This is a genomic window from uncultured Castellaniella sp. (assembly GCF_937988725.1).
GTDB lineage: Bacteria > Pseudomonadota > Gammaproteobacteria > Burkholderiales > Burkholderiaceae_B > Castellaniella.
The window spans coordinates 668,559-683,722 of sequence record NZ_CALKHS010000010.1; the positions used below are offsets into that span (position 1 = coordinate 668,559).

Here is a 15,164-nt window from a genome sequence, read left to right on the forward strand (position 1 = left end):
ATGAATCGGCGCCCTGCTTCTCTTGCAGTACGGCTGACGGCCTCCATCGGGGTGGTCATCACTGCCGTGCTGCTGGTGTTCGGCTGGACGGTTGAGCGATCCATCAGCAACCACTTCGTCCAGCAGGATGTGGATGAGCTTAATGCGGTCGTTCGCACACTTCGACATGCCCTTGCCACAATTCCACCCAGTATCCCGCCAGACGCCCTGCGCGAGCGCCTAGCCAATGCCGTATCCGGCCACCACAATGCTCAGTTTCAAATCTCCACATCAGATGGAGAGGTGATTTATGCAACTTCCGGGCCTAGTCTGAGCCAGCTCGAAAAAGGCGTTCGGCCAGTCAAAACCGTCACCACTGACAATGTCAGCGTCTGGCGAGTAAACGGAGAGACCTTGCGGGCGGCCGTGGTGCAGGTGCCTTCCGCCGTCGGGCCGGACGCAGAGCCGCTGACGATCGTCGTCGCAACGAGCATTGATTTCCATCTGCACTATCTGGAACGCTTTCACACCAATCTCTGGATGCTCACTGCAATCGTCTGCCTAGCCGCAATCTTCGCGACATGGCTCGCAGTACTCCAGAGGCATGCACCCATCCGGCGTATCAGCCGTGAAATCCGAAAAATCAGGACGGATCAGCTACACGTCCGGCTGGATCTGCAAACAGTGCCCGCCGAACTGACGGAACTGGTTGCAGCCTTCAACGACATGATCGGGAGGCTGGAGGCGCTCTTTCAGCGTCTGTCGGACTTCTCCGGCGACATCGCCCACGAGTTGCGCACCCCCATCACGAACTTGAAGACCCAGACCGAGGTAGCGCTTTCACAACCGCGTGACCTTGAGCAATACCGCGAAATCCTGTATTCCAACCTGGAAGAGTACGACCGCATGGCAAAGATGGTGAGCGATATGCTGTTCCTCGCCCAGGCCGACAACCAGCTGCTCAAACCCGAATTCGCCACAGTCGATCTGAATGCGGAGATTCAGGATCTCTTTGACTACTTCAGTGCGTGGGCCGAGGAACGCGAAGTCGGCCTGGATCTCACCGGAAAGCCTGTGCGCATCCAGGGAGACCGGCTGATGATTCGTCGCACCCTAAGCAATTTGCTCTCCAACGCCATTCGATACACACCGTCAGGACATCGCGTCACGGTCAATCTGACAACGGCCGACCACCAGGCCAGCGTGCAGGTTCGTAACCCTGGCCCCATCATCCCAGAGGAGCACTTGTCCCGTATCTTTGACCGGTTCTACCGATTGGACGCCTCGCGGCAGCGCAGCGGTGAAGGCGCCGGCCTGGGGCTTGCAATCGCGAAATCCATCATCGAAGCGCACGGTGGAAGGATCGGCGCTCAATCGACCACTGGCGCGACCATATTCGAACTTTCGCTTCCTCTCGTGCCATGCGGTGATTCGCAATCGCCAGGCGGATTCGTTCATCAGTTCAATCATTTCGAGCCCGACCGGCCAGAAACGTGAGCTGCCTGGCGCGAATGGATAAAGATCAGCCTGCCGCGCCTATTTTCGGAGGAAATTCTGATGATTCAAAGCGACTTCTCACAACGCCACACTGCGTTTCGCAAATTGCACGAAAGCGGCTGCTTCATCCTCCCCAACCCCTGGGACCCGGGCTCAGCACGCTGGCTCGCGCAGGCAGGATTCAAGGCGCTAGCCACCACCAGCGCAGGATATGCCTTTTCGCGCGGGATGCCGGATCGCAAAATCGGTGTCGATGAAGTGCTGCGTCATTGCAGCGAACTGGTGGAGGCAACTGAACTGCCCGTGAACGTGGATTTTGAGGACGGCTACGCGAGCACTCTCAACGAGCTAAAAGACAACGTCCAGCGATGTGTCCGTACAGGCATATCCGCATTGTCCATCGAAGATTCCGTGCAGGATGCGCAGGGCACCCGGCTCTACGACTTCGACACTGCGGTCGCGCGCATGCAGGCAGCACGCGACGCTATCGACGCCATCGATCCGAACATCATGCTGGTGGGGCGTGCCGAATGCTTCCTGGTCGGCCAGCCAGACATCGACGAAACGATCAAGCGCCTAGCGGCGTACGCGGAGGCGGGCGCTGATTGCCTCTACGCACCGGGCCTCTCTACCAAAGACCAGATCAGTGCCGTCGTCCGGGCGGTCGCCCCGAAGCCGGTGAATGTCATGATGGACCCGGCCGCCAAGCTCGGGTTCAAGACACTGGCCGACATCGGAGTGCGCCGGATCAGCACCGCCAGTACCCTCGCACTAGCCGCATGGACCGGATTTGCCAAGGCTGTTGACCGACTCAAGAACCAGGAAATTGATGGATTTGGCAACACGATCGATTATTTTCAACTCTGCAAGCGGTTTGAAGAGACAGACCGGTAAGCCACACACAGCAATAGCGAGGTCAGCATGAAGGTACGCATCACCCAGTTCATCGCTATCGGAAGCATGGCTCTGTTGTTGTTCTCGGGGGATGCTCTCTCTGCAACCTCGCCAGCCTTTGCCATCCAATCCCCCGTGCAGGGGGCAATCGTCAATAGCCCTGTCATTCTCCAGGTTGAAGTCCAGGGCGCCAAGATCGGCCAGCCCATTGAGGGGCTAGACCACCTGCACCTGTCAGTCGATGGGGGCTCAGAAATCGCTATCTATCGAAATGGCCTCCTGCGCCTGCCACTCACTCCAGGCAAACACACCCTCTTCGTAGAACTTGCAGGCCCCACGCATGAAGGGCTGCTGCCGCCAGAGAGTGTGACCTTCACAGTACGGTGATCGGCCGTGAGCACAGAACCGGAACGTATTCAGCGCCACGGCTCTGCTGTGCGGGTGGCGCATGGTGTAAATGCCGTTGCCGTGATCGCCCTGATTGCGACGGGTCTGGCCTTGGGGGATCAGCTTCCGGCTGCACTGGTAGTCACCCTGGGTGGCCACGCATTGGTCAATGAAATACACCGGTTAGGGGGCGTGGCTTTTACCATCGTCTCCCTTTTGGCGATAGGCCTATTCCATTCACCCACGCTCGATCTCATGCGCGATCTCGTGTCCTTTCGTCAGGAGGAATGCCGCTGGCCCCAGGCACTCTTGAAATGCATCTTGTCACCCGCCCATGGGCACACCGCATTCCACAACGGCCGCTTCGACCCGGCGCAACGATTGATCCTCTTGCTGCTCTTATGTTCCACGGCGCTGGTCGCAGCGACGGGCGTTTATCTTTATATCTTGCCTGCTGCACCCCAGTGGGTGTTTCTGGTCGCCATCCGGATTCACATCTACGGTGCCTGGATAGCGATCATCGCACTCTGTCTGCATACATTTGCAGGGCTGGGCGTTCTTCACACACACCGCGGCCTGCCCGGTGCAATGTTCGGTGATGGCACGGTGCCTATGCAGACAGCCCTCTCGCTCTGGCCAGGCTGGACGCAGAAAAAATTGCATGACCTTAAAGGGAATCCACATGGACCATCATCACACACACCGTCATGACCCGCATCCAAACCACGACGAAGGCGGTGACATGGCCGAACCCGTGGATCTCCCTACAGGTACGATCTATACCTGCCCCATGCACCCGGAGGTTCAGCAAGACCACCCTGGCCATTGCCCGAAGTGCGGCATGGCGCTTGAACCCGTCATCCCGCTGGACACTGAAGACCGCAGCGAACTCGCAGCGTTCGAGCAGCGCTTCTGGTGGACGCTGCCCCTCACGCTCATCATCACCGTACTTGCCATGGTCGGCCATCGGTTTGCCTGGTTCGACATGGCCACACAGAGCTGGATCGAGCTCGTGCTGTCGCTACCAGTCGTGTTCTGGGCGGGCTGGACGTTCTTCGAGCGCGGCTGGCAGTCGATCGTGCACCACAGCCCCAATATGTGGACACTTATCAGCCTGGGTACGGGTGCCGCCTTCGTCTACAGCGTGGTTGCCACGCTGGCCCCCGATGTGTTCCCGCAATCTTTCGTCTCTATGGGGCGCGTCGCCGTGTACTTCGAGGCGGCCGTTGTCATCATTTCGCTGACCCTGCTGGGGCAGATGCTGGAGTTGAAAGCGCGATCGCAGACCTCTGCCGCCATCAAGGCGCTGCTGGGCCTCGCCCCCAAGACCGCGCGGCGCATCAACGCAGATGGCAGCGAAGAAGACGTACCGCTCAACCATGTGCATGTAGGCGATTTGCTGCGCGTACGCCCGGGTGAAAAGGTTCCCACAGATGGCATCGTCACCGAGGGTCAAAGCGCCGTGGACGAATCCATGCTGACCGGCGAGCCTCTGCCCATCACCAAGCGCGTGGGCGATTCACTCATCGGCGCCACACTCAACACCAGTGGTGCGCTGGTGATGCGCTCCGAGAAAGTGGGGTCGGCCACGATGCTCTCGCAGATCGTGCAGATGGTCGCTTCTGCGCAGCGATCCAAGGCGCCGATGCAGCGCATGGCCGATGTCGTGGCCGGCAAATTCGTGCTGACCGTGGTGGTGATCGCTCTGGCCACCCTGCTCGCTTGGGGGTTCTTCGGGCCTGAGCCGCGATGGGTGTTCGGGCTCATCAACGCTGTAGCGGTACTCATCATCGCCTGCCCGTGTGCTCTGGGGCTCGCGACGCCCATGTCCGTCATGGTTGCCACCGGGCGCGCAGCAACCCAGGGCGTGCTGTTTCGCGATGCGGGCGCCATTGAAAAGATGCGTGAGGTGGACACCCTCATCGTGGACAAGACCGGCACCCTCACGGAGGGCAAGCCCGCCTTCGATGCGGTCATCCCGGCACCCGGTTTCACGTCCGACGAAGTACTGCGTCTGGCTGCCAGCCTGGATCAGGGCAGCGAGCACCCGTTGGCCAACGCCATCGTGACCGCCGCACGCGCCCAGGGTCTACAGCTTTCAACGGCGGAAGGTTTCGAATCCAGCAGCGGTATCGGGGTGCGCGGCGCAGTCGGCGGCAAACGACTGGTGCTCGGCAACACCGCTCTGATGGACCAGGAGAACACCGACGTCACGGCATTACGAAAAGAGGCTGAGCGGCTGCGCAGCGAAGGCGCAAGCATTATGTACTTGGCAGTGGATGGTCACGCTGCCGGTATTCTGGCGGTCACCGACCCCATCAAGCCCAGTACGCACGAAGCTATTGAGGCCCTGCACCAAAGAGGCCTGCGCATCGTCATGGCGACCGGCGATGGCCTAACCACGGCCCAGTCTGTTGCTGGCAAGCTGGGGATCGATGAGGTACACGGTGAAGTCAAGCCGGCTGACAAGCTGGCTTTGGTGGAGAAGCTGCAGCGAGAAGGCCACGTCGTTGCCATGGCGGGCGACGGCATCAATGACGCACCAGCGCTTGCGCGGGCCGATGTGGGCATTGCCATGGGAACCGGCACAGATGTCGCTATGAACAGCGGCCAGATCACCCTCATCAAGGGCGACCTGCGAGGTATCCTCGCCGCACGCCAGATCTCCTCAAACACCGTGCACAACATGCGGCAGAACCTGCTCTTTGCCTTCGTGTACAACGGGATCGGTGTGCCGATTGCCGCAGGCGTGCTCTACCCGATCACGGGCTGGCTGCTCTCGCCCATGATTGCGGCACTTGCCATGAGCTTGAGTTCGGCCTCGGTCATCTTCAATGCCCTGCGGTTGCGTCATGCGACGTAGGTGCCGAGAAATGTGCGCGATGATGAGAAGAGAATTTGCCGACTACATGAGATTCGCCAGTACCCGCCATCTGACGCGAAAGATAGGTGCGGCCTGCCGCAGTCGGATGCAGCGACAACAGCTACCCGAACAGCGCTAGTAATGCAGCCGCAGGCACGATCAAGAATGCCGATCTTCCCTGCCTGATCATCAATCAGGGAGGATAACAGCCAACGATTTCGGCCAAGGCAGTCACCACGGATAGCGTGATCAGTCTGAAAAACCCAAGGGTGAATTCCATCACCCAGGATTGGGCACCAGCCTAATGAGAATGACGATGCTGGTGATGAATATCCGGGTAATGGGGGTGGTGATGAGTGATGGGCGTGTGCTCGTGCAGGTGGGTGTGAGGCTCCACACCGTCCCAGGGGAAGTCATGCTGATGCTGGTGGTGTTCATCATGCACATGCGGGTGGCTGTGCAGCAGGGGTTCGTGCGTATGCATATGGCTGTGGCGCTCGGTGAGATGCAGCCAGACACCCGCCGCCATCAACAGGGCAGCGGCCCAAAACGCAGCGGACGTCGTTTCACCATAGCCCACAATGGCAATGACAGCACCCACGAAGGGAGCCGTGGAGAAATAGGCTCCCGTGCGTGCAGAACCCAAGCCGCGCAGTGCCAGCACGAAGAACACGAGACTCACGCCATACCCCGCCAAACCTACTCCCATGGATTCGGCAACCGATGGCCACGCGGGCAGGGAATAGCCTAGCGCCAATGCAATCGCTGTATTCGTGACACCCGCCACCAGCCCCTTGGTGCCTGCCAGGAATAGCGCATCTATCGCCGAGACCTTGCGAGTTAGATTATTGTCTAATGCCCAGCACAGGCAGGCAGCCGCCACTGCAAGATTGCCCAGCGTACCACCTGATGCAATCCCCCCACCCTGTGGGAACGCCAACAAAAGGCCGCCCGCGACAATAAGACACATGCCAATGACAATGCGTCGATCTGCATTTTCGTGAAACACAACCCAAGCGAGTACAGCAGTGAGGACGGCTTCAAGATTCAATAGCAAAGAAGCCTGCGAGGCCGAAGTGTGGGTCAACCCAATCATCAGAAGTACCGGGCCTAGAATTCCGCCTGTGACGATGGCACACGCAAGCCACAACCACTCTGCACCGGCCAGATGAGGTATATCAAACCGACGGGACTTGACCAAGCGAAACGCCCACAGACCAACGCCACTTCCCAGATAAAGCAGGCCCGCAAGCATCACGGGCTCTATATCGCCCACGAGCTGTTTCGCAAACGGCGTGCTGGCCCCAAACAGCAACGCAGCCGCAAGCGCTGTACCCACCGAGCGAGTCGGGTTCATGGCACTACCGGCATCAATGCGAATCGCGGCTGCATCACCCCTCCCCCCGCAGTTCCGGCCAAATCTGCCACCAGTCATCCGGGCGCAACTGCTTCCGAGTGACTTCCCCCCCAGTCAGTTCCTCAATCTCTACGCAGCGAATAATCGGTATCGGCCGCTGGCCGATCGCCCAGCTGTGGATGACCTGCGGCGGAAGGCCTAGGCGTCTGGCTAACGCAGTGACGCCTCCCGCGAACTCACAAGCGGCACGAACAGGTGCAAAATCCGGCATATGCTTCTATGTCCATGTTAATGACATGGATTATAAGATCATTTTGATATATCAATATGAAGACTAATCCTGGCAGCTGCATAGCATTACCTGGCAACAGGGTAAACATTACCGTTAAACCGTAACAAGGCATCCTTGCACTTGCTACTTGTCGAATGCGAGGCCAAGGCGGCAACCCTGGACTCCCATGTGACCAACTCTGAAAACCTTGAAACCTATAGGTTCTAAGTTGACACAGCAAAATACAAATTATCGTGAGAAAACAGGCCCTTGCCCAGGGTAATCAGCTACCCTTTTTGAGCCTATCGGGCATTTTGAAAGCACAAATAAAAAGAGCCAAATAGGGTATTGACAGAACCAATCATTTTGCTGAAAATACCCTCAAGCTGTTAACCACAGCACGGCTCTTTAACAAAAAATAATCGATAAATACTGCGCCCTGCCCAATCACGTGGCACGCGTTTGCGCAGCAACCTGCAAGGCATCGGGGTTGAAGTAAAACCGATGAAATCCGCCTGATACCGTCGGCCCCTCGCGTGGGGCATTAACGACTATATCGGGCGGGGACTTCCCTCACGGAAGCGCCCGGCGCGCCCTGAAGGCGCCCAACATCAAGGATGGCGACGTAATCCAAGAAACCGTATTCTCGACCTGCTGACACTGCGTCGGCAGGTCACTTCCGTATTCGGGTACATCACGTTAAAGATGCCCGCAGAAAGAGGTTATCGCATGAACGAACAAAACCGGTCGATGAACGACCTCATCCCCCACCCTGTCCCCATGACCAATGTCGTGGCCATCAACCGCAAGGAACTGCTCAATAAGGTTCCTCTGTCGGATCGCACCATCTTCGACATGGAAAAGCGGGGCGAATTCCCGCAACGCTTCTGCCTGTCTAACCGCGTCGTGGCCTGGGATCTGGCCGAGGTCAACGCCTGGCTAGAGTCCCGCAAGAATACGCGCGGCAATTCGCAAGACGCCGCGCTGTCACCTGCTATGCAAGTGGCTGGCCGCTAGGCGCCAACCACAATCGGCCAACCGGGGCCTCACGCTTCTGGTTGGCCCTGCGCCCAACGGTCGATCATATCGGCCCAGTCCTGCATCATGGCGCGGCGACCTTCCGCGTATTCGGCCTTGTTGTACACGCTGCGCACCCCGCGCTGCTCATGCGCCAGACACTTTTCGATCCAATCCGAGTTATACCCGGCCTCATTCAGCAAGGTGCTGGCCGTACGCCGGAAATCATGAGGCGAAAACTGCGGCAGGTCCTGCTGGTCGGCCTGGGCGGCGGTCCAGACCAACTTGGTCACCTGATTCAAGGTGGCCTTGCTCATGCAAACGTCGGGATCATAGCGGCCCGGCAACACCCAGCGCGATCCACCGGCGCACACTTTCATGGCCATCAGGATATCCAGGGCCTGGGTACTCAGGTAGATATTGTGCGGATTGCGCCGCTTCATCCGGGCGGCGGGGATGGTCCATAGCGCTTCGCTAAAGTTGACTTCATCCCAGGTGGCTTCGATCAGTTCAGATTTACGCACCATGGTCAGCAGCAACAGCTTCACCGCCAGGCGGATCACGGGCGTCGTGGCCACTCGGTTCAGGTATTGATACACCAGCCGGATTTCATCCGGCCCCAACGATCGATCCCGCGCTTTGAATCGCGCGATGGATGACGGCGGCACGCCATCGGCCGGATTGCTGCCCTTGTAGCCCCGCGCATTGGCCCAGCGAAACACCAGCATCAGCACTTCACGGGCCAGCACCGCCGTTGCCGGTGCCCCACGTTGCAGGATACTGTCGGCCCGGCTGCGCACGTCTTCTTCCGTGATCTCGTGCAGCAGGCGGTTGCCAAAGAATGGTTTCAGGTCACGCTCATACAAGGCGCGGCGCATGTCGCGTGTGGAATCGGCCATATCGTGCCCGTGCAGCCAGTCGCGCGCCCAGGTGTCGAAACGTTTTTCACCGCGCAGCAGGTCTTTGCTGCGGGCCTTCTCTTGAGCGGGTGACACACCGGCTGCAATCTTCTGCTTGGCCTCACGCAACAGGGTTCGCGCCTGAGCCAAAGTGATCCCGCTGGGGCCATAGCGGCCAAACGTCAGTGTCTCGCTGCGGCCATTCAGGCGGTAGTTATAGCGAAAGGAAATTGCGCCGGTCACACTGACGGCCACATACAGGCCCTCTTGATCCGCCACCTTGTATTGCTTGTCACGTGGCTTCAAATTACGGAGCATGGTATCGGTCAGCATGTGAATCCTTTTCAAAATCAATGAGTTGAACCGCGGCCGCCGCGTCTAGGATGGTATTGATCGACCTTTTCAATACCATCTTTGCATCAGACTGAAATTTACTCCCAACACATTGATATTCAACGGTATTACGAATTTCAATACCATCAAAATGTCAATCATCAACGGATGGTACCCATCGCCGCGCCATGATAGCCCAGCTTCGATACCCGCAAAAATACCCTTGGAAACGCATGCTTGGACGTGCCTGACACTGCCAGCAAAAGCCAGACAAAAAAATGGAGAGCCGCTAAAACAGGGGCTCTCCAAGGATCTAATGCCAGTTATTGCAGTGGCCTGCCAGGCGGGAAATTATTCCCACTCGATCGTGGCCGGCGGCTTGCTCGACACGTCATACGTGACGCGATTGATCCCGCGCACTTCGTTGATGATCCGCGACGACACCTTCTTCAGCAGCGAATACGGCAGTTCCGCCCAGTCCGCCGTCATGAAGTCGGAGGTCTGCACGGCGCGCAGGGCCACGACGTAGTCGTAGGTGCGGCCGTCGCCCATGACGCCCACGGATTTCACCGGCAGGAAGACCGTGAAGGCCTGGGAAGTCAGGTCGTACCAGGACTTGCCGGATTCCGGCTCGATGGTGTTGCGCAGTTCGGTGATGAAGATGTCGTCGGCGCGGCGCAGCAGGTCGGCATATTCCTGTTTGACTTCGCCCAGGATGCGCACGCCCAGGCCGGGGCCGGGGAAGGGATGGCGGAAGACCATTTCGGGCGGCAGGCCCAGGGCCAGGCCCAGGTGGCGGACTTCGTCCTTGAACAGTTCGCGCAGGGGTTCCAGCAGCTTCAGGTTCAGGGTGTCGGGCAGACCGCCCACATTGTGGTGGGACTTGATGGCCACGGCCTTGCCGGTCTTGGAGGCGGCGGATTCGATGACGTCCGGGTAGATGGTGCCCTGGGCCAGCCAGCGGGCGGACGTCAGCTTCGCGGATTCGGCCTGGAAGACCTCGACGAATTCGCGGCCGATGATCTTGCGCTTGGCTTCGGGGTCGGCGACGCCGGCCAGCTTGCCCAGGAACTGTTCGCTGGCGTCGACGTGGATGACGCGGATGCCCAGGTGGCGGGACATGGTGTCCATCACCTGCTTGGCTTCGTTCAGGCGCAGCAGGCCGTGATCGACGAACACGCAGGTCAGCTGGTCGCCGATCGCCTTGTGGATCAGGGCGGCGGCCACGGAGGAATCCACGCCGCCCGACAGGCCCAGGATGACCTCGTCGGAACCGATCTGCTCGCGGATGCGGGCGACGGCCTCGGTCACGTAGTCGGGCATGTTCCAGTCGCGCGAGCAGCCGCAGATTTCGGTGACGAAGCGCTGCAGCAGGGCCTGGCCCTGGACGGTGTGGGTGACTTCCGGGTGGAACTGCAGCGCGTAGAAGCCGCGCGCTTCGTCGGCCATGCCGGCGATCTCGCACGAGGGCGTGGACGCCATGCGGATGAAGCCCGGCGGCAATTCCGTGACGTGGTCGCCGTGGCTCATCCAGACCTTCAGCATGCCGTGGCCTTCGGGACTTTCGAAATCCTGCAGACCGCTCAGCAGCCGGGTGTGGCCGTGGGCGCGGACTTCGGCGTAGCCGAATTCGCGGTGATCGGAAAATTCGACCTTGCCGCCCAGTTGCATCGCCATGGACTGCATGCCGTAGCAGATGCCCAGCACCGGCACGCCCACCTGGAAGACCGCGCCGGGCACCTTCAGGGATTCTTCGGCGTAGGCCGAGGCATGGCTGCCCGACAGGATGATGCCCTTCAGGCCCTGTTCCAGCTGATCGCGCACGAAGGCGTCGTCCACGTCGCCCGGGTGGATCTCGCAGTAGACGCCGGCATCGCGCACGCGGCGGGCGATGAGTTGAGTGACCTGTGAACCGTAGTCCAGAATAAGGATGCGCTGATGCATGATGCTCATGAGGAAAGAAACGTTCAGGGTGTAACTTTACCGCATCGCACGGGCGTCCAGTGGCGCTCGTGCATCAACGCGCGCGTTCCACGTGGTTCCTGGCCTGTTCCCTGAATTTCACGGGACTCACGCCCGTATGCTTGCGGAAGAACCGGCTGAAATAGACTTCATCGTCAAAACCCAGCCGCCACGCCAGCGATTTGACGGGATCCGACGTATACACCAGGTTCCGCTGCGCCTCATGGACCAGGCGCTCGCTGATGACCGCCGTCGCCGACATGCCGAGCACATCGCGGCACAGACGCGTCAGGTGCCCGCCCGTCACGCCAAGCTCATTGGCATAGACGCCGAGCGGCACATGGTCGCAATAATATTTGTCCACCAGTTCCCGGAATTTCTGGATCTGGACCGCCTTGCGGGAACTGCCGGCGCGCAAGGGCAGCCCGCGACTATAGCGTATCCGCCCGATCCGCAGCGCCAGCGCCGCCAACAGCGACACGCAGATCCCGGGCTGCCCCACCCGATGGCTTCTGAATTCATCCTGTATGGAATCGAACAAAGGGGCGATCGGCGCCAAAGCAGGATCGCCGGGTTCGAATTCCATGGCGAAAGGCTCGCGCACCACGGACAGCATATTCGGATCCGCCGCGCCGACCACCCGCTCCAGCACGTGTTGAACAGCGGTGATCACAGGACCATCCACGTCCTCGGAGAAATGGAAGGAATGCATTATCTGTTCTGGAATTGACAAGATACACGGTGCTGTGACAGTCAGCACCTTGTCATCCATCCCGATCACACCGCCGCCGCGGGTCAGATAAAGGATCTGTATGAAAGATTTATGCAGATGCGGTTTAATTACCCAGTTATTCAATGAAGATCGCGTAGGTATGGTTTCGATATGCACCGAATCCACCCAGTGATCCAGGCCCTGTGTCGCATATAAACCGTACTTAGGGTTTTCTCGCATGCCGAGCGTTCTTGCAGTGGAAATGCACGAATTGTCCTGTTGACGGCTGGAATTGTCAATGACGGTCCAGCACAACTTCCAGATAATGGCAAGCAACACAGCACCCCAGCCTTGACACAAATCAAGCACAACGGTGCGACAAGCCGATCCGCAAACAGCGCTTCATCGGCTTTCCAATCAGCAACCCAGGAGAACATCATGCAAGAGCCTCATTGGCTTGGCTTGCAGGGGCGAACTTGTGCCGTCACTGGAGCCGCACACGGGATCGGACAGGGCATCGCACGGCAGCTGGCTGCCGCCGGCGCCCGGGTCGCCCTGCTGGACCATGACCGCGAAAGCTGCGAAGCGGCGGCCGCGTCGCTGCGCGCGGAAGGCTTCGACGCCATCGGCGTCTTCTGCGACACATCCGATCCGGACAGCGTATCCCGGGCGGCCGGCACGGCCGAGGCAGCCCTCGGCCCCTGCTTCGGCCTGGTCAACAATGCGGGCATTCTTCGCCCCGCCGCCCTGCAGGATGTCAGCCTCGAGGAATGGAATCGGGTCTTGAGCGTGAATCTGACCGGCTACCTGAGCGTGTCCCGCGCCTTCCATGGGCAGATGCGGGCCAACGGCGGCGGCAGCATCGTGCACATCGCTTCGATCGCCGGCAGTTTTCCGCAGACCCGAAGCGGCGCCTACAGCGCCAGCAAGGCCGGCGTGCGCCTGATGTCCCGCCAGATCGCCGTCGAATGGAGCGCCGACAACATCCGCAGCAACACGATCTCCCCCGGCATGATCCGCACTCCGCTGACCACCGCCTTCTATGCCGAACCCGGCCTCGAATCGCGGCGGGCGGCCATGACGGCCAGCCGGCGCGTGGGCGAAACCGAAGACATCGCCAATACGGCGGCCTTTCTGCTGAGCCCCCGGTCGAGCTACGTGAATGCGACCGATATCGCCGTGAACGGCGGCATGGATGCCATGTTGATGGACATGGTCCCCCGCCCAGGCTTCAACCAGTCCAACGGAAATTGAGTCACGCCATGAATACCCAACCTTTACAAGACAACATGCGCTGCGACGTGCTGATCGTGGGCGCGGGCGTCGCCGGACTCACCACGGCCATCGTGGCGGCCAAGCAGGGGCTGCGCCCCGTCGTCGTGGAAAAGGCGCCCGTTTTCGGCGGCACCGCCGCGTTCTCCGGCGGCGTCCTGTGGATCCCCGGCAACCATGTCGCCAGGCAGTCGGGCATCCAAGACTCCCGGGAAGCCGCGCTGGACTATATCAAGCACGAGACCGGCGGGAATTTCGATCCGCAAGCCATCGAAGCCTTCCTGGACAAAGGCCCCGAAATGGCGGAATTCTTCGAGCGTGAAACGGAAGTCAAATTCATTCCCACGCAGTACCCGGACTACCACCCCGACCAAGTGGGCGCCGCCCTGCAAGGCCGTTCGATTCTGGCGAAACCCTTCGACATCCGGGCCCTCGGCCCTGACATGAAGCGGCTGCGCCCTCCGCTGAAGACCATCACCTTCATCGGGATGATGTTCAACTCTTCCAGTCCGGACATCAAGCACTTCTTCAATGTCACGAAATCGCTGACCTCGTTCCTGTACGTCACCCGGCGGCTGAGCAAGCACCTGAAGGAGCTGCTCCTGTATCGCCGCGGCATCAACGTGACCAGCGGCAACGCCCTGATGGCCCGACTGGCCAAAACGGCCCTGGATCTGAATATTCCCATCTACACCGAGAGCCCGGTCATCAGCCTGATCCGGGACGGGGAGCGGATCGCCGGCGCGGTCGTGCGCAATCGGCAAAACGACATCCGTATCCACGCGGACCGCGCCGTCGTGCTGGCTGCCGGCGGTTTCCCGCACGACGAAGCCCGTCTGAGGCAGACCTACCCCCACGTGGCGCGAGGCGGCCGGCATCTCTCGCCGACGCCGACCGAAAACACGGGCGACGGCGTACGCATCGCGGAACAGCTGGGCGCTTCCCTCGAGCTGGACCTTCCCAATGCCTCCGCCTGGATTCCCGTATCGCACGTACCTTTGGGCGGAGGCCGGTACGGCGTGTTCCCCCACCTCATCGACCGGTACAAGCCCGGCATGATCGGCGTGACAAGCGACGGCAGGCGCTTCACCAACGAATCCAACTCGTACCACGATGTCGGCCAGGCCATGATCAAGGCATGCGAAGGGAGCAAGGAAACGGCGATGTGGCTGATCTGCGACCACCCGACGATTCGCAAGTACGGCCTGGGCTATGCCAAACCCGCCCCCATGCCTCTGGGACCCATGCTCAAGCGCGGCTACCTGAAGAAAGGCGCCACGCTAAAGGCGCTCGCGCAGGCGGCCGGCATCGATCCCGAGGGGCTGGAAGAGACGGTCCGCGCCTTCAACGAGCACGCGATCCGCGGCGAGGACCCGGCATTCCATCGTGGATCGACCGCGTTCAACCGCTATCTGGGTGATGCGGAACATCAACCCAACCCCTGCGTCGCCCCCATCACCACAGGCCCTTTCTACGCCTTGAAGCTGCTGATGGGCGACCTGGGCACATTCGAAGGTTTGCGGACCGCCGTGACTGGGGAAGTGCTGGACCGGGCCGGCCAAGCCATCCCCGGCCTCTATGCCGTGGGCAACGACCGCGCCAGCATCTTCGGCGGCAACTACATCGCGGCGGGCATCACCCTGGGGCCCAACATGACCTTCGGCTACATCACGGCCAGACACATCGCGAAAGCCCGGCGGTGACGGCCCCGGCGCCCATCA

13 protein-coding genes are annotated in these 15,164 nt (G+C 60.2%); 8 read left to right on the forward strand and 5 right to left on the reverse strand.

The features are described 5' to 3' along the window. From Q0263_RS13650 to Q0263_RS13670, 5 genes are read left to right on the forward strand one after another with little or no spacing between them, the layout of a single operon-like run. A complete protein-coding gene (locus tag Q0263_RS13650; protein WP_298017182.1) occupies positions 1-1,476 on the forward strand; it encodes a Cu(+)/Ag(+) sensor histidine kinase in 1,476 nt (491 codons plus the stop codon). 60 nt (positions 1,477-1,536) lie between these two features. Continuing rightward, positions 1,537-2,370, forward strand: a complete 834-nt coding sequence (locus tag Q0263_RS13655) for an isocitrate lyase/phosphoenolpyruvate mutase family protein (RefSeq protein WP_298017184.1) — start codon at positions 1,537-1,539, stop codon at positions 2,368-2,370. 27 nt (positions 2,371-2,397) lie between these two features. After that, complete coding sequence (locus Q0263_RS13660; protein ID WP_298017187.1) at positions 2,398-2,757, forward strand: hypothetical protein; 360 nt, start codon at positions 2,398-2,400, stop codon at positions 2,755-2,757. 6 nt (positions 2,758-2,763) lie between these two features. Then, on the forward strand, positions 2,764-3,468 hold the full coding sequence (locus Q0263_RS13665) for a cytochrome b/b6 domain-containing protein (RefSeq protein ID WP_298017190.1): 705 nt from the start codon (positions 2,764-2,766) through the stop codon (positions 3,466-3,468). A gap of 31 nt (positions 3,469-3,499) precedes the next feature. Next, positions 3,500-5,620 carry a copper-translocating P-type ATPase gene (locus Q0263_RS13670; protein ID WP_298019104.1) on the forward strand — a complete coding sequence of 707 codons (2,121 nt, stop codon included), beginning with the start codon at positions 3,500-3,502 and terminating at the stop codon, positions 5,618-5,620. Between the two features lie 301 nt (positions 5,621-5,921). Here the strand turns inward: Q0263_RS13670 and Q0263_RS13675 are convergent, their stop codons facing one another. Together Q0263_RS13675 and Q0263_RS13680 are read right to left on the reverse strand one after the other, a co-directional pair. Continuing rightward, on the reverse strand, positions 5,922-6,977 hold the full coding sequence (locus tag Q0263_RS13675) for a DMT family transporter (RefSeq protein WP_298017193.1): 1,056 nt from the start codon (positions 6,975-6,977) through the stop codon (positions 5,922-5,924). Positions 6,978-7,011: 34 nt separating this feature from the next. Then, positions 7,012-7,248 (reverse strand): YdaS family helix-turn-helix protein, encoded by a 237-nt coding sequence (locus Q0263_RS13680; protein WP_298017196.1) that lies wholly within the window; start codon positions 7,246-7,248, stop codon positions 7,012-7,014. A gap of 780 nt (positions 7,249-8,028) precedes the next feature. Between Q0263_RS13680 and Q0263_RS13685 the strand changes: the two genes are divergently transcribed. Continuing rightward, positions 8,029-8,265 carry an AlpA family phage regulatory protein gene (locus tag Q0263_RS13685; RefSeq protein ID WP_298019107.1) on the forward strand — a complete coding sequence of 79 codons (237 nt, stop codon included), beginning with the start codon at positions 8,029-8,031 and terminating at the stop codon, positions 8,263-8,265. A 29-nt stretch (positions 8,266-8,294) separates the two neighbouring features. Here the strand turns inward: Q0263_RS13685 and Q0263_RS13690 are convergent, their stop codons facing one another. The 3 genes from Q0263_RS13690 to Q0263_RS13700 form a co-directional block, all read right to left on the reverse strand. Continuing rightward, entirely contained in the window at positions 8,295-9,497 is a 1,203-nt protein-coding gene (locus Q0263_RS13690; RefSeq protein WP_298017198.1) for a site-specific integrase, read from the reverse strand. Between the two features lie 351 nt (positions 9,498-9,848). Further along, a complete protein-coding gene (gene guaA / locus Q0263_RS13695; protein ID WP_298019110.1) occupies positions 9,849-11,441 on the reverse strand; it encodes a glutamine-hydrolyzing GMP synthase in 1,593 nt (530 codons plus the stop codon). 73 nt (positions 11,442-11,514) lie between these two features. Next, positions 11,515-12,411: a helix-turn-helix domain-containing protein gene (locus Q0263_RS13700; RefSeq protein WP_298017200.1), complete on the reverse strand. Its 897-nt coding sequence runs from the start codon at positions 12,409-12,411 to the stop codon at positions 11,515-11,517. 198 nt (positions 12,412-12,609) lie between these two features. Here Q0263_RS13700 and Q0263_RS13705 point away from each other — a divergent pair, with 198 nt between their 5' ends. Both Q0263_RS13705 and Q0263_RS13710 read left to right on the forward strand, forming a co-directional pair. After that, positions 12,610-13,425 (forward strand): SDR family oxidoreductase, encoded by an 816-nt coding sequence (locus Q0263_RS13705; protein ID WP_298017203.1) that lies wholly within the window; start codon positions 12,610-12,612, stop codon positions 13,423-13,425. Between the two features lie 8 nt (positions 13,426-13,433). Then, positions 13,434-15,146: an FAD-dependent oxidoreductase gene (locus tag Q0263_RS13710; protein WP_298017207.1), complete on the forward strand. Its 1,713-nt coding sequence runs from the start codon at positions 13,434-13,436 to the stop codon at positions 15,144-15,146. Positions 15,147-15,164 lie beyond the last annotated feature (18 nt).